The 23,787-nt window shown below is 64.2% G+C and carries 25 protein-coding genes; 15 read left to right on the forward strand and 10 right to left on the reverse strand.

What is annotated here, in order from left to right; translation table 11 throughout:
• Positions 1–938, reverse strand: a 938-nt coding sequence (locus tag LK540_RS23485; protein ID WP_229439824.1) for a head GIN domain-containing protein, incomplete at its 3' end; no start/stop codon positions are given.
• Positions 939–1,123: 185 nt separating this feature from the next.
• On the opposite strand from LK540_RS23485, the gene LK540_RS23490 reads away from it, so the two are divergent.
• From LK540_RS23490 to LK540_RS23520, 7 genes are all read left to right on the forward strand, one after another.
• Entirely contained in the window at positions 1,124–1,948 is an 825-nt protein-coding gene (locus LK540_RS23490; RefSeq protein WP_229439825.1) for a metal-dependent hydrolase, read from the forward strand.
• A 92-nt stretch (positions 1,949–2,040) separates the two neighbouring features.
• Entirely contained in the window at positions 2,041–2,226 is a 186-nt protein-coding gene (locus tag LK540_RS23495; protein ID WP_229439826.1) for a hypothetical protein, read from the forward strand.
• Positions 2,223–2,714 carry a hypothetical protein gene (locus LK540_RS23500; protein ID WP_229439827.1) on the forward strand — a complete coding sequence of 164 codons (492 nt, stop codon included), beginning with the start codon at positions 2,223–2,225 and terminating at the stop codon, positions 2,712–2,714. Before LK540_RS23495 ends, LK540_RS23500 begins: the two co-directional genes overlap by 4 nt.
• Positions 2,715–2,720: 6 nt before the next feature.
• On the forward strand, positions 2,721–4,325 hold the full coding sequence (locus LK540_RS23505) for an ExeA family protein (protein WP_229439828.1): 1,605 nt from the start codon (positions 2,721–2,723) through the stop codon (positions 4,323–4,325).
• The gene (locus LK540_RS23510; RefSeq protein WP_229439829.1) at positions 4,326–5,282 is read left to right on the forward strand and encodes a general secretion pathway protein GspB; all 957 of its coding nucleotides are present in this window, start codon (positions 4,326–4,328) and stop codon (positions 5,280–5,282) included.
• Positions 5,269–5,823: a molybdopterin-guanine dinucleotide biosynthesis protein B gene (gene mobB, locus LK540_RS23515; protein ID WP_229439830.1), complete on the forward strand. Its 555-nt coding sequence runs from the start codon at positions 5,269–5,271 to the stop codon at positions 5,821–5,823. The genes LK540_RS23510 and mobB overlap by 14 nt, the downstream gene beginning before the upstream one ends.
• A 37-nt stretch (positions 5,824–5,860) precedes the next feature.
• Positions 5,861–6,061 (forward strand): YjfB family protein, encoded by a 201-nt coding sequence (locus tag LK540_RS23520; RefSeq protein ID WP_229439831.1) that lies wholly within the window; start codon positions 5,861–5,863, stop codon positions 6,059–6,061.
• A gap of 68 nt (positions 6,062–6,129) precedes the next feature.
• On the opposite strand, the gene LK540_RS23525 is transcribed toward LK540_RS23520, so the two are convergent.
• The 3 genes from LK540_RS23525 to fumC form a co-directional block, all read right to left on the reverse strand.
• A complete protein-coding gene (locus LK540_RS23525) occupies positions 6,130–6,417 on the reverse strand; it encodes a DUF883 domain-containing protein (protein ID WP_229439832.1) in 288 nt (95 codons plus the stop codon).
• A gap of 171 nt (positions 6,418–6,588) precedes the next feature.
• Complete coding sequence (locus tag LK540_RS23530; protein WP_229439833.1) at positions 6,589–6,801, reverse strand: RNA-binding S4 domain-containing protein; 213 nt, start codon at positions 6,799–6,801, stop codon at positions 6,589–6,591.
• Positions 6,802–6,876: 75 nt separating this feature from the next.
• Entirely contained in the window at positions 6,877–8,271 is a 1,395-nt protein-coding gene (gene fumC, locus LK540_RS23535; RefSeq protein WP_229439834.1) for a class II fumarate hydratase, read from the reverse strand.
• An 89-nt stretch (positions 8,272–8,360) separates the two neighbouring features.
• On the opposite strand from fumC, the gene LK540_RS23540 reads away from it, so the two are divergent.
• Positions 8,361–9,629 carry an LPXTG cell wall anchor domain-containing protein gene (locus LK540_RS23540; RefSeq protein WP_229439835.1) on the forward strand — a complete coding sequence of 423 codons (1,269 nt, stop codon included), beginning with the start codon at positions 8,361–8,363 and terminating at the stop codon, positions 9,627–9,629.
• Between the two features lie 481 nt (positions 9,630–10,110).
• Here LK540_RS23540 and LK540_RS23545 read toward each other — a convergent pair whose 3' ends face one another.
• On the reverse strand, positions 10,111–10,368 hold the full coding sequence (locus tag LK540_RS23545; protein WP_307729202.1) for a flagellar protein FliT: 258 nt from the start codon (positions 10,366–10,368) through the stop codon (positions 10,111–10,113).
• 303 nt (positions 10,369–10,671) lie between these two features.
• On the opposite strand from LK540_RS23545, the gene LK540_RS23550 reads away from it, so the two are divergent.
• Genes LK540_RS23550 through LK540_RS23560 form a run of 3 tightly spaced genes read left to right on the forward strand, consistent with a single transcriptional unit; the run spans position 10,672 to position 13,645 of the window.
• Positions 10,672–12,732: a M13 family metallopeptidase gene (locus LK540_RS23550; protein ID WP_229439837.1), complete on the forward strand. Its 2,061-nt coding sequence runs from the start codon at positions 10,672–10,674 to the stop codon at positions 12,730–12,732.
• Entirely contained in the window at positions 12,732–13,430 is a 699-nt protein-coding gene (locus LK540_RS23555; RefSeq protein WP_229439838.1) for a bifunctional 2-polyprenyl-6-hydroxyphenol methylase/3-demethylubiquinol 3-O-methyltransferase UbiG, read from the forward strand. The genes LK540_RS23550 and LK540_RS23555 overlap by 1 nt, the downstream gene beginning before the upstream one ends.
• 38 nt (positions 13,431–13,468) lie before the next feature.
• Positions 13,469–13,645, forward strand: a complete 177-nt coding sequence (locus LK540_RS23560; RefSeq protein WP_229439839.1) for a CsbD family protein — start codon at positions 13,469–13,471, stop codon at positions 13,643–13,645.
• 98 nt (positions 13,646–13,743) lie between these two features.
• On the opposite strand, the gene LK540_RS23565 is transcribed toward LK540_RS23560, so the two are convergent.
• Positions 13,744–14,838 carry an AI-2E family transporter gene (locus LK540_RS23565; protein WP_229439840.1) on the reverse strand — a complete coding sequence of 365 codons (1,095 nt, stop codon included), beginning with the start codon at positions 14,836–14,838 and terminating at the stop codon, positions 13,744–13,746.
• Between the two features lie 198 nt (positions 14,839–15,036).
• Between LK540_RS23565 and LK540_RS23570 the strand changes: the two genes are divergently transcribed.
• Entirely contained in the window at positions 15,037–15,222 is a 186-nt protein-coding gene (locus LK540_RS23570; protein WP_229439841.1) for a CsbD family protein, read from the forward strand.
• Between the two features lie 118 nt (positions 15,223–15,340).
• Here LK540_RS23570 and LK540_RS23575 read toward each other — a convergent pair whose 3' ends face one another.
• Both LK540_RS23575 and LK540_RS23580 read right to left on the reverse strand, forming a co-directional pair.
• Positions 15,341–16,537: a hypothetical protein gene (locus tag LK540_RS23575; protein WP_229439842.1), complete on the reverse strand. Its 1,197-nt coding sequence runs from the start codon at positions 16,535–16,537 to the stop codon at positions 15,341–15,343.
• A 363-nt stretch (positions 16,538–16,900) separates the two neighbouring features.
• Positions 16,901–19,120, reverse strand: a complete 2,220-nt coding sequence (locus LK540_RS23580) for a S9 family peptidase (protein ID WP_229439843.1) — start codon at positions 19,118–19,120, stop codon at positions 16,901–16,903.
• A gap of 132 nt (positions 19,121–19,252) precedes the next feature.
• On the opposite strand from LK540_RS23580, the gene LK540_RS23585 reads away from it, so the two are divergent.
• Complete coding sequence (locus LK540_RS23585; RefSeq protein WP_229439844.1) at positions 19,253–19,792, forward strand: hypothetical protein; 540 nt, start codon at positions 19,253–19,255, stop codon at positions 19,790–19,792.
• Between the two features lie 9 nt (positions 19,793–19,801).
• Here LK540_RS23585 and LK540_RS23590 read toward each other — a convergent pair whose 3' ends face one another.
• Entirely contained in the window at positions 19,802–21,208 is a 1,407-nt protein-coding gene (locus LK540_RS23590) for an MATE family efflux transporter (protein WP_229439845.1), read from the reverse strand.
• 168 nt (positions 21,209–21,376) lie between these two features.
• Here LK540_RS23590 and LK540_RS23595 point away from each other — a divergent pair, with 168 nt between their 5' ends.
• Complete coding sequence (locus LK540_RS23595) at positions 21,377–22,288, forward strand: DnaJ C-terminal domain-containing protein (protein ID WP_229439846.1); 912 nt, start codon at positions 21,377–21,379, stop codon at positions 22,286–22,288.
• Between the two features lie 87 nt (positions 22,289–22,375).
• On the forward strand, positions 22,376–23,005 hold the full coding sequence (locus tag LK540_RS23600) for a type 1 glutamine amidotransferase domain-containing protein (RefSeq protein WP_229439847.1): 630 nt from the start codon (positions 22,376–22,378) through the stop codon (positions 23,003–23,005).
• A 106-nt stretch (positions 23,006–23,111) separates the two neighbouring features.
• Here LK540_RS23600 and LK540_RS23605 read toward each other — a convergent pair whose 3' ends face one another.
• A complete protein-coding gene (locus tag LK540_RS23605) occupies positions 23,112–23,783 on the reverse strand; it encodes a hypothetical protein (protein ID WP_229439848.1) in 672 nt (223 codons plus the stop codon).
• Positions 23,784–23,787: the final 4 nt, after the last annotated feature.

Below are 23,787 nucleotides of genomic sequence, written 5' to 3' on the forward strand. Positions count from 1 at the left end.
AGCTCATCGGCGCTGCCGCTCAAGGTCACCGTCCCCGGCCCGCCCATGCGCAGCACGGCACGCCCCGCCTGCAGCCCACGCGCTTCCAGGTCCCCCGACCCCTGCACCTCGCCCTCGAACTCGCGGATAGTGCCCGCCACGCACACATCGCCCGGCCCGTTCTGGACCGTATTCACGCCCTCGGCCTCCAGGTCGCAGCCGTCGAAGTCGCCCGATCCCCTGACCTCGACCCGCAATGCGCGCGCACGGCCGCGCAGATTCACGTCGCCGGGCCCGCTCAGGCGCGCCACCGCCCGCTCCAGGCGCAAGTCCTCGCCCTCGAGGTCGCCCGAGCCGCTGACACGCGCCGCCAGTTCCCTGCCGATGCCGGCCACCTGCACGTCGCCGGGGCCGGACATGTCCAGCTCGAGCTTGTCCGCCCGCAGCCGGCGCAAATCGAGGTCGCCGCTGCCGCTGCTGGCAACGCGCAGCTCGCGCACCTCGCCGCGGGCGTGCACGTCACCCGGGCCGCTGGACGTCAGGCTGAAGCGCGGGCCGGCCACGCGCTCGAGTTCGACGTCGCCGCTGCCGCTGGTGTCCAGGCTGCGCAAGCCGGCCGCGCCGATACGCACCACGACTTCCTCGTGCTTCTTGCCGAAGCTGAGCTGGATGTTCCAGCGCGACTTTTGCCGCACGACCAGCTTACCGTTGCGCACCGTGGTTTCGATGTCGGCCAGGCGCGCCGGATCGCCCGACAGCTCCAGGCCTGGCGGCCCATCGGTGACGATCACGCGGAACGGTCCGGCCAGTTCGATGGCGTCGAAGGCCGGAACGGTGCGCTTTTCGGTGGTGTGGGGGCCGTGCCTGTCCTGGGCGCTGGCGGGGTGGAGCAGGGTGAGGCCGGCGCAGAGGGCGGCGGTCAGGGTGAGCGGGGCAATGCGCTTGCGTTGGCTATTCATGGTTTCCTTTGTTGTTTTTGTGATGAACACAGCGTCTACGATAAGTGAAATTGAACGAAGATACGCGGTTCAACCGACGAACGAACGAAATGAAGGGGCCAGCGGTCGAAGAAGGGAGCTGAGCCGCGCTTGATTTCCCGTCCGCTCGTTCGCACTTGAGATCCATGTCATTTCGAGGAGTTCGCATGTCCAGCCTGACCGTTCGCAAGATCGACGTCGACCTGTCCCGGGGCTTCAGGCGCCACTGGAACGGTGGCGACGCTTACCGCACCCAGTTGTTCAATGCCTTGTCGATGAGCTTTCCTCGCGGTGAGCAATTGTTCATCGACGCGGTGCGCGACGTGCCCCAGGATTGCCTGACGGACCCGGTACTGCGCGCCGAGGTCAAGGACTTCATCGGCCAGGAAGCGACCCACCGCTACCTGCATGCGCAGTACAACAAGGGGCTCGAAGACCACGGCCTGCCCTACACGCGCGAAGAAAAACTCAAGAAACGCCTCGCCCGTGTCGATAAGCTGGGAGTGCTGGACCGCCTGGCGATCACCTGCGCGCTGGAACACTACACGGCGGTGCTGGCCGACGGCGTGCTGCGCCACCCCGACTGGCTGGCCGGCGCCGAGCCGCACATGAAAACCCTGTGGTACTGGCATGCGGTCGAGGAAACCGAGCACAAGGGCGTAGCCTTCGACGCCTACGTGGCAGCCGGCGGCGGCTACCGGCGCCGGGTGGCGTGGTACCTGCATGCCAGCATCGTGTTTGCCTACGACAGTTTCATGCAGACCCTGCATAACCTGCGCAATGATGGACAATTGTTCCGCCTGCGCACCTGGGGCAGTGCACTCCATACCTGGTTCGGGCGCAGCGGCCTGGCCTGGCACCTGGCGAAACCGGTGCTGGAATACCTGTCGCCGCGCTTCCACCCCTGGCGGCACGACAACCGCAAGCTGATCGAAGATTGGCTGCAAGAAAACAGCGCGTCCTGGCGCCCGGTGCGGGGCAAGGCCGCCTGAGGCGCCTGCTCCCGACTACCGGGCGTGCCGGGCAGGGCGGCGAGATGTCATAATGTGCCTTCCGCAAGCGGGGCGAGAGAGAGGATAAACAAGTGATTCGTTACATGGGCACGCGCAAGAACAATACCGGCGCCACTGTCTACGTCTTTATCGTGAACGGCCTCGAGAAAGAGGTGCGCGAACACGCCCTGAAGCAGCATCCGGGCTGCTACGAAGCCTTGCCGGCCACGGCCAAGGCAAAGATCGCCGCCAACCGCAACTGGCTGTCGAAGGCGTGAGCGTGGGCCGGGTGCGCATCGCTGCCGCTGCCGTTCACGGGCTGGCGCTGGCTTGCGCCTGTTCCTGGGCCGGCGCCGCGGCGCTGCCATCGACCTTCGAGCCGACCGTGGGCGGGGCCTTGCTCTGCCGTAGCCAGCTCGACAACGCTTATTTCCACGCCTACCTGAGCACCGCCTTCGGCCCGCCCTACAAGCACGAGGGCGGGGCCTACTGGTTCAAGCTCGACGCCACCCTGTGGGGCAAGCCCGTCAAGGAAGTCATGGTCAGCGACGACACGAGCGAACTGGTGTTCGTGGCGGCCGTTGCCGACAGCAGGCCGGATGAGCTGGCCGAGGCGATCCGCACCAGCGCCGGCATCCGCCACCGCGCGGTCGACGCCTCGCCGTATCCCTTACGCGTATCAAACCCCGGCAGCGTCATCGCTTATCAGAACAACAAATCCAAAATATACTGCGCAAGATACAAACCCTTGCCGCCGGCACCCTAGCTTCGCATGTACAACCAATACTTCAGCCTGAAGGGCGCGCCGTTCTCGATCGCGCCCGACCCGCGCTACCTGTTCATGAGCGAGCGCCACCGCGAGGCGCTGGCCCACCTGCTGTATGGGATCGGCAGCGGCGGCGGCTTCGTGCTGCTGACCGGCGAAATCGGCGCCGGCAAGACCACGGTTTGCCGCTGTTTCATCGAGCAGGTGCCCGAGAACTGCCGCCTTGCCTACATCTTCAACCCGAAGCTGACCGTGGCCGAGCTGCTGCAGTCGGTGTGCGAGGAATTCCGCATCGCCGTGCCGGCAGGGCAAGGCGGCGTGAAGGCCTATGTCGACGCCATCAACGATTATTTGCTGGCCTCGCATGCCCAGGGGCGCAACAACGTGCTCGTCATCGACGAGGCCCAGAATCTGTCGGCCGAGGTGCTGGAGCAGCTGCGCCTGCTGACCAACCTCGAAACGAGCGAACGCAAGCTGCTGCAGATCATCCTGATCGGCCAGCCGGAACTGCGCACCATGCTGGCGCGTCCGGAACTGGAGCAGCTGGCCCAGCGCGTGATCGCGCGCTACCACCTGGGGCCGCTTTCCGAAGCTGAAACCGGCGCCTACATCGCGCACCGCATGGCGGTGGCCGGCTTCCAGGGCGCGCCGGTGTTTCCGCCTGCGGTGGTCCCCGTCGTGCACCGCATCACCCATGGCGTGCCGCGCCGCATCAACCTGCTATGCGACCGCGCGCTGCTGGGCGCCTATGTCGAGAACAGCCGCGAGGTGACGAAAAAGATCCTGCGCACCGCCGCCGGCGAAGTGTTTGCCGGCGAAGCGGCGGCCCCGGCCCCTTCACCGCGCTGGCCGCTGGTGGCGGGCGGCGTGCTGGCCGGCGCCGTGCTCAGCGCCGCGGCGGCCTGGCAGGTGCTGCCGCATGGCGCGCCGGCGCAGGCGGCAAGCGCGACGGCCGCTCCGGTGCACAAGATCAAGCCGGTGCAGGCAGCGGCTGCGCCGGCAGCCAGCGCGGGCTTGCCGGCAGGGCATGCCGACGAAGCCGCGGCGCTGCGCGTGCTGGCCGGGCTGTGGGGAGAAACATTGCCCGCGGGCGAACCCTGCCAGGCGGCGCTGCGCCGCAACCTGCGCTGCCATCAGGGCAAGGGCGGCCTGTTCGAGCTGCGCCAGCTGGACCGTCCCGCCGTGTTGACCCTGCGCGACGGCGCCAGGACGCGCTATGCAGTGCTCACCGGCATGGACGAGGAATCCGCAAGCTTCGAGGCGGGCGGCAAGCGCGAGCGCATGGACCTGGCGGCGCTGGCGCTGCGTTTCACCGGCGAATTCACCACCTTCTGGAAAGTGCCGCGCAGCTTCCGCGACCAGGTCGCCACCGGCGACGAAGGGCCGGACGTCGACTGGCTCGCCGCCCAGCTGGCGCGCCTGGACGGCACCGCGCCGCCGCCGGCACGCCAGGCCTTCGGCACCCATACCCAGGAATTGCTGCGCGCATTCCAGGCCAAGCAGAACCTGAAGGCCGACGGCGTGGCCGGACCGCGCACCTTCATGCGCCTGAATCAGCTCGGCGGCGTGAGCGAGCCGCGCCTGCTCGCCGCCGCCAGGACGGGACAATAAATGTCGTACATTCTCGAAGCACTCAAGAAAGCGCAGGCCGAACGCCAGCTCGGCAGCGCCCCGGATATCCACACACCGGCGCCCAGCCATGTTCCCGCGCCGGCTGCCGGCGCCAGCCGCAAGCCGCTGCTGATCGGGCTGTCGGCCGGGATCGTGATTGCCGGCATTGCCGGCGTCCTGGCCTGGCGTTCCCAGGCGCCTGCGCCGCAGGTGGCTGTGCTGGCTTCCAGTGCGCAGGGGGCGGGCGGGGCGGCTATGCCGGCGCCGGCGGTTTCATCGGATGTGGCCGCGCCGGCGCCTTCGTTGGCGGCAAGTGCGCCATCGCCTGTGGCGGCTGCGCCGGCTTCGACGCCGGCTCCAGCTCCAGCTCCGGTGCCGACGCCGAGTCCAGCAACGGCTGCAAGCAATCCCAGTGCATCGCCGGGCGCGGCGGCCCCGGTCGCGGCGCCCCGCGAGCTGCCTGCGCAAGTTCCGCGCCAGGCAGCCAATGCCATGACGGCCGCCGAAGCAGCACCCGCGTCACGGCCGTCAAGCACGACACCGCCAGCCGGCGAGGCGGCGCGCCCGCGCCCGTCCACGCAGCCGGATGGCAAGGCGCCAGCCGCCCGCAGCACCCCGGCGCTCGCAAGCGTCGCCGCTGCCAGCCCGGAGGCGGTCTACCTGCCGGCTCCCGCCGCACGTGCGCCCGATCCGGCGCCGGTGGCGCGCGCCCCCGAGCCGGCCGAGGAAAACCTGCGCACCCTGCAGCAGTTGCCGGAAGCGATACAGCGCGAGGTGCCGAGGGTCAGTGTCGGCGGCTACATCTATTCGCCGAATCCCGCCGACCGCCTGCTGCTGGTCGACAAGATGCTGCGCCGCGAAGGCGAGGAGCTGGCGCCCGGCCTGGTGCTGGAACGCCTGATGCCGAAGTATGCCGTCATGAACTACCGGGGTACCCGCTATCGTGTCGCGTATTGATGACGGCCCCGGGCCCGGCCCGGTATTGGCCGTGGTCGGCTGGTCGGGCAGCGGCAAGACGACCCTGCTCGAATTCCTGGTCGGCGCCCTGGCGCAGCGCGGCCTGCGCGTGAACATCGTCAAGCACAGCCACCACGACATCGTGCTCGAACCGCCGCAGAAGGATAGCGCGCGCCTGCGCATGGCCGGCGCGGCCGAGGTGATGATTGCTTCGCCTTACCGCTACGCCATCATGCGCGAACTGCGCGGCGCGGAAGAGCCCAGCCTGCGCGAACAGCTGGCGCGCCTGGGTCCGGCCGACCTGACCCTGGTCGAAGGCTATAAATGGGAAGCGCTACCCAAGCTGGAAGTGTATCGGCCCGGACTGGGCAAGCCGCCGCTGCACGCCGACGATCCGCTGGTGGTGGCGGTGGCCTCGGACGCGCCTGCGCCCGATGCGCTCGCGCCCGACACCGCATGGCTGGACCTGAATGCGCGCGACAGCGTCCTGGCTTGGCTCAGCAATTGGATGATGACAAAGCCTAAAGTTCCCGGAGCTTGAGCCGTTAAGTAGGGATAACCCTCTACAGGAGACCGATATGGACGTCCTCGCCATCGCCAAGCTGTCCACCACCATGGCAGAAACCGGTAACAAGCAGGAAGTTGCGATGACCATGCTGAAGAAGCAGCAAGACATCCAGCGTTCGCACGCCGCCCAGCTGCTGGAGGGTATCCAGCCACCGCAGCCGGCGCAGAACCTGCCGGCTCACCTGGGCAATACCATCAACACCACGGCCTGAATAACAACGCCGCGTCACGACGCGGCGTTGTTGTATGCGTTCAGTGCAATGCGCTCAGTGAAAAGCGCTCAGTGAAAAGCGCGCAGGATGCGCGCTTCGCCGGAGTAGTCGGCGAAACGTTCGTTGGCGAGGCGCGTGGCTTCCATCATGCGGGTCAGCTGCGCATCCTCGAAACGTTCGAGCTCCTCGTTGGCGGCATTGAGCGCCATGGCCAGCTTGGCGCGCGCATTCTGGTACAGCACGCTGGTGTAGTGATCGGTGTTCTTCAGCAGTTCTTCCGCGTTTTCGATCACGAGGCGCAGGTCGCCGATCAGCCGCTCCTGCGTTTGGGGTTGGTTGTCGTCCGGGGTATTCATTGTGTTCACCTCAACCGGTTAGTCACATCCTGGAGTGTCCGGCAATGTCCCGGGGCCAGGTTGCTGTCTCTTGCCCCGAGCGTTGTGCCAGCCGCTCTTAAAATATAAGCAAGGACTACCGGTCGCGTTTGTCTGATCTCAAACGCACGAAGCTCAGGCCGGCAGCCCCATTTACGCCACGGAAATCTGCACGTCGCCCACCGTCACGGTCTGGCCGGTGCGGATCTTGGCGGTCTTGCGCAGTTCCTGCTTGCCATCGACCGACACCACGCCGCTGGCCACGATGTTCTTGCCGGCGCCGCCGCTGTCGCACAAACCCACCAGTTTCAGCAGCTGGTTGAGTTCGACGAACTCGGATGTCAGTTCGAAAGTTGTCTTTTGCATTCTATCCTCGGGAAAAATTGTGGGGCGTACGGTTGAGGACGCCATTTTTATCGGCGCGCATGCCCCACACCGTCCTTACGCCGGGTCCGGCCGCGTCATGTCGATCGGAACGATCCACTGGGAGAACTGTTCCGCACTGACGTGGCCCGATTGCAGGGCCGCCTCGCGCAGCGTGATGCCTTCGTGCTGCGCATGCTTGGCGATCTGCGCGGCGCGATCATACCCGATGTGGGGCGCCAGTGCGGTCACCAGCATCAGCGACTGCTCCATGAGTTCGCCGATGCGCGTACGGTTCGGTTCGATGCCCTGGGCGCAGTGCTCGTCGAAGGAGCGCATGCCGTCGGCCAGCAGGCGCGCGCTTTGCAGAAAATTGTGCGCGATCATGGGCTTGAACACGTTCAGCTCGAAGTTGCCCTGCGAGCCGCCGATGGTGAGCGCGACGTCGTTGCCGAACACCTGGCAGCAGAGCATGGTCATCGCCTCGCACTGGGTCGGGTTCACCTTGCCTGGCATGATCGAGCTGCCCGGCTCGTTTTCCGGGATCGTGATCTCACCCAGGCCCGAGCGCGGGCCGGACGCCATCCAGCGGATGTCGTTGGCGATCTTCATGAGGGCGGCGGCCAGGGTCTTGAAGGCGCCGTGGGCGGCGACCAGGGCGTCGTGCCCGGCCAGGGCCGCGAACTTGTTGCTAGCACTCTTGAACGACAGCCCGGTGCGCGAGCCGAGCTCGGCGGCGATGCGCGCGGCGAACTCGGGGTGCGCATTCAGGCCGGTGCCGACCGCGGTGCCGCCGGCGGCCAGGGCCAGCAGGCCGGGCAGGGAAGCGCGAATCGCGGCTTCGGAAAATTCGAGCTGGGCCACGTAGCCCGAGAACTCCTGGCCCAGCGTCAGCGGGGTGGCGTCCTGCAGGTGGGTGCGGCCGATCTTGACGATGTCGGCGAAGTCGCGCGACTTCACCGTGAGCGTGCCGCGCAGGCGCGCCAGGGCCGGCAAGACTTCCTTCGAGACCGCGAGCGCCGCCGCCACGTGCATGGCGGTGGGGAAGATGTCGTTCGAGGACTGGCCCATGTTGACGTGGTCGTTCGGGTGCAGCAGGCGCGCCTCGCCGCGCTCGCCGCCCATCAGCTCGGAGCCGCGGTTGGCCAGCACCTCGTTCATGTTCATGTTGCTCTGGGTGCCAGAGCCGGTCTGCCACACGGCAAGCGGGAATTCGGCGGGATGCCTGCCGTCGAGGACTTCGTCGGCAGCGGCCATGATGGCGTCGGCCTTGTCCTTCGGCAGCTTGCCTAGCGAGCGGTTGACGGCGGCGGCGGCGCGCTTGACCTGGGCCAGCGCGGCCACCAGTTCCGGTGCCATTTTTTCGGTGGAAATGTGGAAGTGGTGCAGGGAGCGCTGGGTCTGGGCGCCCCATAGATGGCCGGAAGGTACCTCGATCGGGCCAAAGCTGTCTTTTTCGATACGGTTTTCCATTGGCGGTCCTGTTATTTCGAAGGCTGGAGCTAAAGAGTGTAGCGCAACACCCGTTAATTACGCTGAGGCTACAAATTCACCCCCCATATATGGCGATTCGCCCTTTCCACCTGTTTGCCGGCTTGCTGCTTCCGTTTGCGGTGCCCGGTCTTGTCCACGCTGCGGAGCTCGGCGACGCGCGCGTGCTGTCTTATATCGGCCAGCCGCTGGCTGCCGAAGTCGAGCTGACTTCCGTCGAGGATGCATCGAAACCCGTGCAGGCCCAGCTGGCGCGCCGCGACGTCTACCGCGGCGCCAACGTCGCCATGCCGCCGGTGCTTTCCGGCCTCGACATTGCTGTGATCCGCCAGGGCGGCAAACAGTTCCTGCGTCTGGCTTCGGTCAAACCGGTTGAAAGCAAGCACTTGCACGTCTACCTGGAACTGGTCGACGGCGGACAGCGTTCGGTGCGCCTGGTGACACTGTGGCTGACACCGGACCCGGACCCGGCGCCGCCACCGGTGGCTGTGCCTGTTCCGGCGCCGGTCCTTACCCCGGTTCCTGTTCCGCCGCCTGCCGAGCCTGCCGCGCCTGCAGCGATAGCCGCGCAGCCAGCCAAGGCCGCCAATCCCCCGGCGCCGCTGCCCAGGCCCGTGCCGTCGAAACGCCGTCCCGTGGCTGCCCCAGCCGCGACCGGTACGCATCCTGCCGAGGACGCGGCGCACGCCGCCCCGCCGAAGCCAGTCGTTGCCGGGCCGGTTGCCAAGCCGGATGCCGCAGCCGCCAGGCCGGCTGGGTCGCCCGCGGCCTGCGCCCCGGCGCCGGCCGCTGCCGAACTCAACGCCTGCGCCGTGCTGGGTGCGAAAAACGAAGCGCTGCGCCATGAGCTTGGCCAGCTCGAGGACAAGGTCAAGGTGCTGCAGGTGGCAACCGGCGTAAAGTCGGCTTCCGAAGCCGATGCCGAGACCGTCGCCAGGGCGAATGCGAAACTCGATGCGGATGCGCAGGCAAAGCCGGACGCCAGGCCGGAGGCCGGTCCGAAGCCGGCGCCGCGCATCCACCGCAAGCCGAAACCGGCCGCGCCGCCGGAAGAGCCGATGCCCTGGCTGGCCATCGGCGGCGCCCTGGCGGGCCTGCTGGCGCTGGCCGGACTGCTCCTGGTGTGGCGCCGCCGCCGCGCGGCCGCAGGCAAGGAACTGAAGACGGCGCGCGAGCCGGAAGTCGTGGTGCTGCCCCAGGATGGCGGCGCGGCGAAGCCGAGCCTGATGTCCGTGCTGAAGGCGCGCCTGGCGGCTTTGCAGGCCAGGAAGCGTCCGGCGCAGGCTGCGCGTACCGAACCGCAAGCCGCCGACGGGCCGCCGCTTACCCAGCCGGAATAAGCCGCCGGCAAGGAAAAAAAGGGCGCGCACGAATTGGTCTACACAAGCTGGAAAATTCGGTTATACTGAATTCGCTGGTTAATAAAACCACAAAAAAACGGCCCCAGGGTCCGGCGCAGCCACCACCGATAGCGTGGCGCGGGAACCGGATGTACGTCGCAAGATGCCTGTGTACGGAAGCGGTTGTCTGCCAACAGCGGCAGTCGACGCCGGATGCAACCGGCAAAGAGGCGGCACCAGGACTAGCCTGGTGTTCGCTCTCCGAATTCATGCAAACGGACACGTTCCGCGTGCAGCAAAGCCAAGGCGCCCACGGGCGCCTTTTTTGTTGCCTGCTTCTTTGCTGCCTGCCCTCCAGGCGTCCGCCGATTGTTCCCGTGCTGTCCGCTTGCCGTGGTTGCACGGCAGGAGTCTTCCCAAGCTATTCCTCGCGCCCAACAAAAAAGCGCCGGTAGGCGCTTGTTCGTTCGAGCAGCTCGGCTCAGTGCGCGCACATCGCGCGGTCGAGCTGGCCCATCCATGGCTCGGTGATGTCGCGGATCGCGCGGTCGTTGGCCATGATCTGCTTCAGCAGGTCGATCTTGCGCAGGCGGCGTGCGCCCTCGAGGGCAGGGACGCCGGTCGCGGCAGCACTGGCCTGGCTGGCGCACTCGCCCTGCAGCGTATCGAACCCGTTCCAGTCACCAGATTGCGCGGCGCCAGCCATCTTGCCCGTGAGGCCGGCAATATTTTCGTACATAGCGAGGACTTCGTTCTGGTTCATCTTGGCACCGCGACAATTTTTCCGGCCGGATTACCGGTTGTCTTCCTTTTACGGCAGTGTTTTTGGAAACTTTAGGCCTTTTGCTAAAAATTTTTGAAAAATCTTTTATCAACACGGTCGCCGCCGGCGGCCCCTCTGATTTGCATCATGGCGATATGATGGGCAATATGCGGCCAAGAACTTCGGTCCGGAAGTCCGGGTCGAAGCCGAGGACGTGAACAAACGCATCCGCACCGCCGCAACGTCATCGCAAGGTCACCGCACAATATAAGGAAGCACATGACTATTCGCTGGACCCTGACCAGGACCGCCGTCGCCCTGGCCCTTGCTGGCGCCACTTGCGCCGCGCCAGGCTTTGCCGCTGCCCAGGCCGCCGCGCCCGCCGCCTCCAAGGCCGACAAGCCGGCCGCCATGACCGTGCTGCCCGGCGACGATTTCTTCGCCTATGCCAACGGCGACTGGCTGGCGAAAACCGAGATCCCGGCCGACCGCGGTTCCTGGAGCGCCATGGGCGTCCTGGCCGAAGACACGAATACCCGCATCGCGAAGATGATCGAGGCGCTGGGCGCGGCGCAGGGAACGTCCGGCGACGCGCGCAAGGTGGCCGACTTCTACGCCGCCTACATGGACGAAGCCGCCATCGAGAAACGCGGCCTGGCCCCGGTCAAGCCGATGCTGGCGGACATCGCCGCGATCAAGGACAAGGCGGCGCTGGTGCGCGCGCTGGGCGCCTCGGTGCGCGCCGACGTCGACCCGCTGAACGCCACCGATTTCTTCACCGAGAACCTGTTCGGCGTATGGGTCGCGCAAGGCCTGAACGATCCCTCGCGCAACTTGCCTTACCTGCTGCAGGGCGGCCTGGGCATGCCCGACCGCGCCTACTACCTGGAAAACAACACGCGCATGGCCGAGCTGCGCACGAAGTACCAGCAGCACATCGCCGCCATGCTGAAGCTGGCCGGCTTCGACAAGAGCGACGAACGCGCCGCCCGTGTATTCGAGCTCGAGCTGGCGCTGGCGCAAACCCATGCCACGCGCGAGGAGTCGGCCGACATCCAGAAGTCGAACACGGTCTGGACCCTGAAGGATTTCGCCGCCAAAGCACCGGGCGTCGACTGGAACGCTTTCTTCAAGGCGGCACGCCTGTCCGGCCAGGAACGCTTCCAGGTCTACCATCCGGGCGCGGTGACGGGCGCGGCGCGCCTGCTGGCGCATGCCGACGTCGCCGTCTGGCGCGATTACCTCGCCTTCCACAAGCTGAATGGCTATGCCAGCCTGCTGCCGAAAGCCTTTGCCGACCAGCGTTTCGAGTTCAACGGCAAGGCCCTGACCGGCACCCCGCAGCAATCGGTACGCTGGAAGCGTGCCCTGGCCGCTACCAACGAAGCCATGGACGAAGCCGTCGGCAAGCTCTATGTCGAGCGCTATTTCCCAGCCGCAGACAAGGCGCGCGTACAAAAGATGGTCGCCAACATCATCGAAGCCTTCAGCGCACGTATCGACAAGCTGGAATGGATGGCGCCGGCTACCCGCGCCCAGGCCCAGGCGAAAGTCAAATCGCTGTACGTGGGCGTGGGCTACCCGGACCAATGGAAATCCTACGCTGGCCTGCAGGTGAAGCGCGACGATGCTTTCGGCAATGCCGTGCGCGCCGAGGAATTCCATTACGCGCAAGAGCTGGCCAAGCTCGGCAAGAAGCCGCAGCGCACTGACTGGGCCATGCCGCCGCAACTGGTGAATGCCGTGAATCTGCCCCTGCAGAATGCGCTGAACTTCCCGGCCGCCATCCTGCAGCCGCCGTTCTTCGACCCGAAGGCGTCCGACGCCGCCAATTACGGCGCGATCGGCGCCATCATCGGCCACGAGATCAGCCACAGCTTCGACGACCAGGGCGCCCAGTTCGATGCCCAGGGCCGCCTGCGCGACTGGTGGACGAAAGAAGACCTGGCCCACTTCAGGGCTGCCTCCGGCAAATTGGTGGCGCAGTACAACACCTACCGGCCTTTCCCGGACCTGGCGGTGAACGGGCAACTGACCCTGAGCGAAAACCTGGCCGACCTGGCCGGTCTGCAGGCGGCCTTCGACGCTTATTCAGCCTCGCCGGCGGGCAAGGCGGCAGGCGTCGACGGCGAGCGCCAGTTCTTTACCGGCTTCGCCCAGGGCTGGCGCACCAAGATGCGCGAAGCCTCGCTGCGCCGCGCGGTGCTGACCGACGGCCACGCACCGGCTCAGTACCGCACCTACATCGTGCGCAACCTGGACGGCTGGTACCGGGCCTTTGACGTCAAGCCCGGCCAGGCGCTGTACCTGGCGCCGCAGGACCGGGTGCGGATCTGGTGATGAGGGAGGACGACGACTCCGCCGGCCGCGCTGCCGGCGACGCGCCCGGCGCTTTTGACACCATCACGCAGCGCACGCTCGCGCATTACGAGCGCAACGCCAAGCAATTTTTTACCGGAACGATCGACCACGACGTCAGCCAGAACATCGCGGCGCTGCTGGCTGCCATCGAGGCGCCGGCGCCGTTCACGCTGCTCGACCTCGGCTGCGGGCCCGGGCGCGATCTGAAAACCTTCAGCGCGCTCGGGCACCGCGCCATCGGGCTCGATGGTTCGGCCGAGTTCGTTGCCATGGCGCGCGCCTACAGCGGCTGCGACGTCTGGCGCCAGGACTTCCTGCACCTGGACTTGCCGCAGGCAAGCTTCGACGGCGTGTTCGCGAATGCCTCGCTGTTCCATGTGCCGAGCGCGGCGCTGCCCGCGGTGCTGGCGGCGCTGCACGGCGCCCTGAAGCCGGGCGGCGTGCTGTTCAGCTCGAACCCGCGCGGCCACAACGAAGAGGGCTGGAACGGGCCGCGCTACGGCAGTTATTACGACTATCCGACCTGGGAGCGGCACCTGGCCGCGGCGGGCTTCGTGGCGCTGCACCATTATTACCGGCCGGAAGGCTTGCCGCGCGAACGGCAACCCTGGCTGGCCAGCCTGTGGCGCAAACCCAGTGTTAACCAGCGCACAGAGATGCCCAGGCATCAGGCTTAAGGTGTAGCTTCGTTTCACTACATCAAAGAGGTAATGTCATGAACGAAGACCAGATCAAGGGCAAGGCCAAGGACATCGGCGGCAAGGTCCAGCAAAAGATCGGCGAAGCCGTGGGCAGCCGCCAGCAGCAGTCCGAGGGCTTGTCGAACCAGGCCGAAGGCAAGGTCCAGGAGAAGAAGGGCGATCTGAAGGACATCGTCAAGGGAAACCGCTAAGCGCGCCGCGCCCAACCGCGCCTTTCAATGAACAACAGCCGCGATGCGTCGCGGCTGTTTTGTTTTATATAGGGCGCCATCCGCGCCCCTGCCGCCGGTTATGACTTGTCGTCTTCCTCGACCTTGTCTCCCAGCATATCTTCTACGTACAGCATCTGCACCAGCACCTTCAGCGCGGCCGTCAGCGGCGTCGCCAGTGCCACGCCGGCAAAGCCGAACAGGGTGCCGAACACCAGTTGCATGGCGATGATGAGCGCCGGCGGCAAATCGACGGCGCGCGACTCGATCATCGGCTGCAGAATATAGCCCTGCACCAGCTGGATGCCGGCGAACAGCAGGACCACGTACAAGGCCATGTCGGGACTGATCGAGAACGCGATCAGCACCGCCGGCACGCCGGCCATGATGGGCCCGACGTAGGGAACGAAATCCAGCAGGCCGGCAATGATGCCGAGGATCAGGGCCAGCGGCACGCCCAGCAGGCTCAGGCCGACGGAGGTGACGACGCCAACGATCAGCATCGAGACCGAGGTGCCCAGCAGCCAGCTCGACAGGTTGCCGCCCATTTTCTGCAGCACCTGGCGCGCGCGCGGACGTTTCGGCTGGGGTATCAGCTTGACGAGGCCGCTTGTATACAGGTGCGGCGAGGCGGCGAAATAAATGCCGACGACCATGATGATGACCACGTTGCCGATGGCGCCGAAGATGCCGGTAAAGAACAGACCGGCATTCGGCATCATCGAGGACATCTGCTTCATGGCGTCTTCCGGCGCCGGCAGCTCCGAGGCCAGGCGCTGCAGCATCGGATGCTGCTTGACGAATTCCTGCAGCTTGCCGATCGACTGCGGCACCGCCTCGGCCAGCTTGTTCGACTGTTCGGCAATCTGCGGCGCCATGGCCCAGCCGCCCAGCCCGATCACGGCGAACAGCAGCAGCACCACGACGGCCAGGGCGATCGGCCGCTTGATGCCGGTGTAGCGCGCCAGCAGCTGGCTGAGCTTATACAGCAGGACGGAAAACAGGATGCAGGCGAAAAGCAGCAGCAGGGCATCGACGGCGAACCAGGCGGCGGCCAGGCCGAGGATGAAGAGGACGCCGACGCCGTCGATGATAGCGGTGCGTTTCATCAGCTTGCGCTTGGGTACGGCTTCGGGTTCGCCGGTTTCGGGGAGAGTGGAAATCTGTTCGCTCATGCTTGTGCTCGATTAACAAAAGAATAACGGCACAGTACCATCACGTCGGTACAACCGGCGCATGGATGAGCATCAAGGTGCACTTCTGCGATATGGACGAGCTGTGTGCGTGGCCGTACAGATGGGCAGGGCATGGGGGCGTATTCTAGACCCATCGCGCGGCACATCGACCGCGCCTTTTACGCAAGGAGAACGACCATGAACGAAGATCAAGTCAAAGGCAAACTGAAAGACATCGGCGGCAAAATCCAGGAAGAAGCCGGCAAGCTGGTCGACAACAAGGAAACCGAAGCGAAAGGCCTGAAGAACCAGGTCGAAGGCAAGACCCAGGAAAAATACGGCGACGCCAAGGAAACGCTGAAAGACGGCATCGACCGCGTCTAAGCTGCGCCTGGCCGCCTGACCGCGCCGGGTTATCCCGGCCGGCCGCGGCCTGCAAAAAAACGGGCCCCGGCGTCTGCGACGCACGGGGCCCGTTTGCTGTTGACTTCGCCGTCGGCGATTACTGGATTTCGTAGGCGCCGATGTCGATCGTGCCGCCCTTGGTCGCACGGGTCGAGTACGACGCGGTGTGCTTGTAGCTGGCAGTCGGCTTCAGGGCCAGGCCGCCGGCCGAGTTGCCCGGGTTCGAGCCGGCGTTGACGATCTGCGCGTTGGTTGCCGGACGCAGGTCGTAGGTTGCCTTGTTGACGAAGTTGCCTGCCACCGAGCGGTAGTTGGTCTTCTGCACCGCCGTGGCCTGGGCCGTCACCGTGCCGCCGCCGGCGAAGATGTTGTTGATCAGCTTGGCCGGCGTGGCCGCGTTGCGGATCGTAACGAAGGTGCCGCGCGAGCTTTCGTCGTTCACGAAGGTATTGTTGATCACGTACAGGTCGGTCTTGCGGGTGCCCACGCCTTCTTCGCCGTACGACACCATGGCCGGGTTGTTGTTCGACGCCGGTTGCTGGATCACGTTGCCGATCAGGTAGGTGGTGCCGCCGTTCGGCACGTTGACTTCGTAGCTCGGCTTGCCTGCCGCGGTGCTGCCGGTTTCGCCCGAGCGCAGGCTCGAGAAGCGGTTGTACGCGATCATGTTGTACAGGCCGCGGGTCTTCAGGTTGTGGCCGACGTTCGCGTCGTGCGAGAAGTTGTAGCGGAAGTAGAGTTTCGCAACCTTGCCGATGTACACGTTGTGGGTGTAGCCGTCGCCGCGGCCGTTGTGGCCGAACTCGTTGTATTCCATGGTCACGGTGCTGGCTTCGTTCACGCCGCTCAGGACACCGTTCTCGTTGTCGTGCAGGAAGGAATTACGCAGCGTGAAGTTGGTGCCTTCCAGGCGCAGGGCGGCGCCGTTCTTGTCGGGGACTGCGGCGCCCGACATCTCGACGTTGTCGACCGTGATGTCATTGCCGCGCACGACCCAGATCGCCTTGCCGCCGGAATTCTTGCCGCCGGCCTTGATGTGCGGACGGCCGTTCACGCCGCGGATGGTGAGCTTGCTGGCGGAAATCGCGCAGACGTCGCCCGAATAGGTGCCAGCCTGGATGTCGACGGTGTCGCCGGCCTTGGCGGCGGCAAAAGCCTTGCATGGGGTGGCGTAGGTCTTGCCTGCGCCGACGCTCAGGGTGGCGGCCGAAGCCGGTGCTGCGATGGCGGCGCCGAGCACGAGAGCGGAGGCGGCGAAAGCGATGCGGGTGGTGCTGAAACGGATCGATTGCATTGGTATTCCTCTGTAGTGCGCGCTCCGGAAAGAGCGTCTGTGAGATCACGAATACGCAGAATACCGTGAGGAATTAATTCCGTGCGGACATAATTTGTTACAGCAAACCTAAACAGCCGAGTTCAGTTCAAATACTTCTCATAGGAAAGAAAGTGGATCTCACGATGAAATTCGACACAAAAAAAATTTATTCGTCGTTGCGAAAAGACGACAAATATCGTTGACTTTTTTCGTAATTACAGAACAAATAATTACAACAGAGAAAGACTTTTTTTCCACTAGGAAAAATAAAAGGCCGGTTTAGCCACTGTTCATGCGGCTTCCGGCCTTTTTGGTAACTGAAAATTGCAACTGGACGCTAAATCATTGTGGTGCGGTCCCGCCCAGGTTCTTCTTGAAGAAGGCTTCGATCAGGCCATACACGTGGCGTTGGCTGGTGCGGCCCGAGATGCCGTGCTTGGCGCCCGGGTAGGTCATCAGGTCGAACTGGACGTTGCGCTTGACGAGTTCGTCGATCAGGCGGGTGCTGTTGGTGAACAAGACATTATCGTCGGCCATGCCGTGGATCAGCAGCAGCGGCGACTTCAGGCCATCCAGGTGAGCGAACACGCCGCTGCGCGCATACGCGTCCGGGTCCGACTTCGGCGTGGCGCCGACGAACTGTTCCGTGTAGTGGGTGTCGTACAGCGCCCAGTCGGTGACCGGCGCCACCGACACGCCCATCGCGATCTTGTCGGATGCGGCCGCCAGCAGGCGCAGGGTCATGAAGCCGCCATAGCTCCAGCCGAACACGCCCACGCGCTTCGGATCGACAAAGCTCTGCTGGGCCAGCCAGTCGATGCCGGTGACCTGGTCTTCGACTTCGTTCTTGCCGAGGTTGTTATAGATGACGTCGGTGAACTGGCGCTCGCGGCGGCTCGAGCCGCGGTTGTCCAGGCGGAACACCACAAAGCCTTGCTGGGCCATGTACTGGTCAAAGTAATTGCCCCAGGTACGGGTCACGCGCTGCGAGTGCGGGCCGCCGTAGGTGAACAGGAAGACCGGGTATTTTTTCGTCGCATCGAAATTGGCCGGCTTGATCATCGAGTAATGCAGGGTCTGGCCATCGTGCGCCTTGATCGTGCCGAATTCGGTCGGCAGCAAATCGGGCAAGTACTTGGCGAACGGGTGGTTCGCGTTCAGCTCGTTGTGCTGCAGCCACTCGACCATGGCGCCGTCGGCGCGGCGGATCGACACTTGCGGCGGGGTGGTCGGGCTCGAATAGGTGTCGACAAAGATTTTGCCGTTGCCTGCGAACGCGGCCTCGTGCCAGCCGTCGCCCTTGCTGATGCGGGCCGGCTTGCTGGCGTTGCTGCCGTTCAGGGCCAGCGCATAGGTCTGCTTGTCGATGACGGCGTCGCGATTCGACGACACGTACACCTTGCCGGCCTTTTCGTCGACGGCCAGCACGTTGTCCACGCCCCATTCACCGCTGGAAATCGGGTTGATCAGCTTGCCGTTCAGGTCGTACAAATACAGGTGGTTCCGGCCGCTGCGCTCGGAAGCCCAGATAAAGGCCGGGCGATTCTTCAGGAAACGCAGGTCGTTGTGGATGCTGACCCAGGTCGGCGAGGTTTCGGTGAGCAGGGTGCGCTGGGCCAGGCTGGCGGCATCGACGGCCACCAGGTCGAGGCGCTTCTGGTCGCGCGTCTGGCGCTGGTAGGCCAGGGTCTTGCCGTCGGCACTCCAGTCGGCGCGCACCAGGTAGATGTCCTTGTCGGCGCCGAGGTCGACTTTGCGCGAGACGCCGGTGTCCGGCGACACGATGAAGAGGTCCACCAGCACGTTCGGGTCGCCGGCGGCAGGGTAGTGCTGGTCGATCACTTCGGTGCGGTCGGCAAAGATCTCGAAGCGGCGCGCCACCGGCACCGGCGCTTCGTCGTAGCGTTTATAAGCAATGGCCGAGTCGTCCGGCGCCCAATAGTAGCCGGTGGTCTGGTCCATTTCTTCCTGGGCGATGAACTCGGCCTCGCCGTTGTGCACGGTGCCCTTGCCGTCTGTCGTCAGCTGGCGCTCGGCGCCGGTCTTCAAATCGATGGCGAACAGGTTCTGGTTGCGCACGAAGGAAACGTAGCGGCCCTTCGGCGAAATCTTTGGATCGAGCACATTGCCCGATGCAACCTTGCGCGCGGTGTCGGGGTTGGCGACGTCGACCAGGTACAGGTCGCCGGCGATCGGCACCAGCAGCTGCTTGCCGTCGGGCGACCAGCTATAGCTGATGATGCCCGACAGGCTGGCGGTACGCGCGCGTTCGCGGCGCGCTTTTTCCTCGAGCGACAGTTCCTCGTTCGGGACCAGTTTCTTGGAGTCGACCAGGCGGCGCGTGGTCTTGTCCTTCATGTTGTATTCCCACAGGTCTTGCTGGAACTGGTTGTCGTCGCGGCCGCGCAGGAAGGTCACGCGCTCGCCGTCGGGCGAGACCTTCAGGGTTTTCACGCCGGGACCGGCAAGCGAAGGCTCGCCGTGGATACGGTCGAGGGTCAGGCGTTCCGCCGAAGCGGGCGCAGCCGCAAGCGCGGCCAGCAGGCAAAGGATTAAGCGCATTGTGTGTCTCGTTAAAATTAGCTAAATGCAACGGACGAGACAATAACAGAGTAGGCCTCCAAAAGCAGTATGTATCGCCCCTCTCACGGTTGAGTTTGCAACTATACTGTTTGTAAATTTATAAGGAGAACCATGAAGACACGCATCATTTCCCAGTCCGCCGCGGCCCTGGCTGCGCTGTGCATGAGCGCGGCGGCGATGGCCTTGCCCCTGGCGCAGTTCGAAGGTCAGTACACCCTGGTGTCCTCGACCACCGAACCGGATTCCAACTGGCGCTACACCAAGGGCCGCATCGCGATCAAGAAGCTCGACGACCGGCATGTGTCCATCCTGCACGCCTGCGAATGGATGAAGAGTCCGAAGGAAGTCTGCAGCCAGCGCTATGTGGCGCAATGGCGCAGCGGCGCGATCTATCTGCAGGACAGGAATACCTGGCACGAGCGCATGGGCTTCGAGCCGGCAGCGCGCCGGCTGACCGTGTTGACGCAGGGCGTCGACGGCACGCTGCGGCGCGATGTCTATGAAGCGACGACGGCCCCGCTGACCGACAAGGCGCTGGTGCGCCGCATGAAGCGCGAGCAGGACGCGGTGGACGACCTGATCGACGAGCCGGCCTTCGGTGAGTTCGGCAAGTGGGAATACCGCAAGAACCGCATCGAGGTCGCACGCTGAGCCAGGCCTTCAGGCGAGGTGCGCGGCGCGGACCTTCTGGCGTGACAGGCGGTCGAAGGACCAGGTCAGCAGCACGGCGGCAATCGTCAGGCCCAGCACCAGGCCGATCCAGAAGCCGGTGGTTTCCATCGGCGCGCTGGGTGCAAGCCCGAACCAGGCCGGTGCAATACCCAGGATATAACCCAGCGGCAGCGAAAAGCCCCAGAAGGCGACCAGCTGGATGATCATCGGCGGGCGCGTGACCTGGTAGCCGCGGATGGCCGAAGCGGTGGCGACCTGGGTCGCGTCCGACAGCTGGAACAGCGCCGCGAACAGCAGCAGGTGCACGCAGGCTTCCTGCACCGCCGGGTCCGAGGTATAGGCGCGCGCGATTTCCCAGCGGAAGATCGCGATACAGGCCGCCGACAGCACGCCGAAGGCGACCGACATCCCCACGCCGACCCAGGCGACAAAACGCGCCCGCACCGGATTGCCTTCGCCCATCGCCTGGCCGACGCGCGTCAGCAGGCCGATGCCAAAGCTCATCGGCACCATGAACACCAGCGAAGAAAAGTTCAGCGCCACCTGGTGCGCCGACACCTGCACCACGCCGAAGCGCGCCACGAGCAGGCTGATCAGGCCGAAGGCGCTGACCTCGGCAAAATAGGTGACACCGATCGGCAGGCCGAGGCGGAACATGTCGCGAATCTCTTTCCAGTCCGGCCCTTCCATCTTCGTGAACGGGTAGGTCATGCGGTAGGCGCTGGAGAACTTGATCCACACCACCATCGCAATCAGCATCAGCCACATGCCCACCGCCGTCGACACCGCGCAGCCGACCGCACCCAGCTGCGGGAAACCCCAGTTGCCGAACACCAGCAGCCAGTTGCTGGCGATATTGAACAGCAGCCCGAAGATGGCGATGATCATGATCGGCTTGGTCTGGTTGATGCTGGTCGTGTAGCCATACAGCGCGCGGTAGCAGGCAAAGGCCGGCATGCCGACGCTGGTCACATGCAGGAACAGCGAGGCGCGGTCGGCCACCGCCTGGTCGAGGCCGATGTGGTCGAACAGCAGGGTGGCCAGGTTGGCCGCGAGGCAGGCGACCAGGCCGACGATCAGCCCCTTCCACAGCGACTGGCGCACCGAATGCGGAATCTTGTCGTAGCGCCCGCCGCCGATCTCGTGGGCGACGACGGTGTTAATCGCCATCATCGTGCCCATCACGGTGACCAGCACGATCGACCACACCGAGGCGCCGAGCGACACGGCGGCCAGCTCTTCGGCGCTGACGTGGCCGGTCATCGCCACGTCGGCCACGCCCATGCCCACCGTCGCCAGCTGCCCGACCAGCATCGGCCAGGACAGCTTCCAGAGCGTGGCGATTTCGGCGCGGACGGGAGAAGGGGTATTGCTGAGTGTGGCGCTGGTGCTCATGGGGCGATTTCTTGTTCTTGGAAACCCTCGATTTTACTGGCTAAGCGACAAGCTCGTGAGGGCGGGTGTCTGGCGTGCGCCGCAATGGTGCAGAGGTGGACGTCTTTAATTTTGTATTGACGGCCCCATATGGGAAGCATTCGTGAACACTGCTTTTGGGAGTGCACTGTGGAATACAAGGACTATTACGAGACCCTTGGCGTCGACAGGACGGCGTCCGCGGACGACATCAAGAAGGCGTACCGCAAGCAGGTGCGCAAGTACCACCCGGATGTCAGCAAGCACAAGGACGCGGACGCGAAGACGAAGGAAATCAACGAAGCCTACGAAGTGCTGAGCGACGCCGACAAGCGCGCCGCCTACGACGCCCGTGGACGTGCCTATGCGGGCACACAATACGCGGGTGAGCAGTACGAGGCGCCGGACTGGAACGGGCACTTCGACTTCGGCGGCGCCGGTGCCGATGAGTTCTTTGCCGACCTGTTCGCCAAGGCCGGCGGTACGCGCCGCGGCGGCTTCCAGATGCGCGGCGACGACATCCACGCCGCCATTACCATCGACCTGGCGGACGCCTATCACGGCGCAACACGGACCGTGAACCTGCGCCTGCCGCAGCAGGACGGCCGCGGCCGTACGGCGCTGCGTGACAAGACGCTGAACGTGACCATCCCGCGCGGCGTGACGCCGGGGCAGCAATTGCGCCTGGCGGGGCAGGGGCACGAGGGGCATGGCGGCGCCGGTCCGGGCGATTTGTATCTCGAAATCCAGTTCTCGCAGGATGCGCGGTATCGCGTGGACGGTGCGCACGTGTACGAAACGGTGCCGGTGACGCCGTGGGAAGCGGCGCTCGGCGGCAGCGTGTCGGTGCAGACGCCGTCGGGCAAGGTCGAGGTGGCGGTGCCGGCCGGCTCGCAGAGCGGGCGCAAGCTGCGCTTGAAGGGCAAGGGGATTCCGACCGCGACGCCGGGCGACCTGTTCCTGGTGCTGGAAGTGGTGCTGCCGCCGGCCGACAACGACAAAGCGCGGGCGTTTTACCAGGCGATGGCGCGCGACCTGGCGTTTAATCCGCGCGTCGCGTAGCGTGCCGCGTAGCGCGCGCCATTTCCCGATGCGGCCTCCTACAATCGATAACAAATGATTCACAGTTATTCATCTTGAGGAGGTCGTATGGAGCAGAGTAATCATGGTGGCGTTGACCAGGCGGTCGAAGGCGTCGGTGTGGCACGCACGCTGCAGGGCAAGCGCATTGCCGTGCTGATGACGGACGGCGTGGAGCAGGTCGAATACACGGGGCCGCGCAGCTTCCTCGAAGAGCAGGGCGCGCAGGTGATCCTGGTTTCGCCGAAGGGCGTGGGCGAGGACGTGCAGGGCATGAACCACGACCAGCCGGGCGACACCTTCAAGGTCGAGATGAACATCAAGAATGCGGTGCCGGGCGACTTCGATGCGCTGGTGTTGCCGGGTGGCGAAGAAAATCCGAAGCTGCTGCGCAAGGATGCGGACTCGGTGGCTTTTGTGCGGAATTTCTATGCCGAGGACAAGCCATTGGCCGCGATCTGCCATGGGCCGTGGGTCTTGATCGATGCGGGGATTGCCGAGTCGAAGCACCTGACCAGCTATCCCGAGATCCAGGACGACATGCGTGCAGCCGGGGCGGAGTGGGTCGACCAGGAGGTGGTGATCGACGACAAGCTGATCACGAGCCGCAAGCCGGATGATATTCCGGCGTTTAACGAGGCCTTGTTCAAGGCCTTGCGGGTGGATCCGCAGGCTGCGGATGCGGGCGCGAGTTCTTGATAGCCGGTCTGAGATGTTAATTTGGCACTGAAAATCGTATTATTTTTCAGTGCCGAATAAAGATAGACAACGGAATGTCCAATATTCATAGATTTATTAGTGAAATTTAGTAGTCGTGCTGTAGCATCATTTTTACCCAGATAAAATAGGCAGGGTCATTTACAGAAATTTCCTGTGTGATCCATGGGTCCTGTCGCTCGGCTCCCTTGAATTGACTCCGCAATGTAATCTTCCCCTTTGCCCATGATGCATGCATAGATTTCAATTGGTAGGTCCCAGTGAAATCGTAAACCTCATCAAACCATTCTATGTCATAAGGCTGGTTATAGCGAAATATTTTGACTGCATCTAAGAACAGATAAACGATGTCGATAAAATCTTCTGCTTGCTGTTGCGTTGGGATATGGTATTCGTGTTCTACAAGGTTTCTAAGGTTATTAATCTTCCGGAATATTCTCGGTCTTAGAATGCCGCATTTTTCTAAAAAATCAAGGCGACTCGGGAAATTTTGCAATTGCTTGTTTAAGTTACTTGCACCAAATCCTTCGCATAAAATCTCCACCTGCGCATGAAGCGCTCTTTTCGCATTAGATAGAGAGTTTATTAGTAATTTTTCAGACGCGCCCGATGGCAGATCTTCCGAGGCATATTCCAGGAAAATCTCAGGGATTGCTTTGCTCGTATGATGCATTGCGCCGTGAGTATATTGATCGGCTTGATACCTAGTTATAGTATCTGGAGAAAACAAAGGGCGTTGAACTGCTGTAGTTGAAATCATGACG

The organism is Massilia sp. IC2-278, from assembly GCF_020708045.1.
Taxonomy (GTDB): Bacteria; Pseudomonadota; Gammaproteobacteria; order Burkholderiales; family Burkholderiaceae_D; genus Telluria.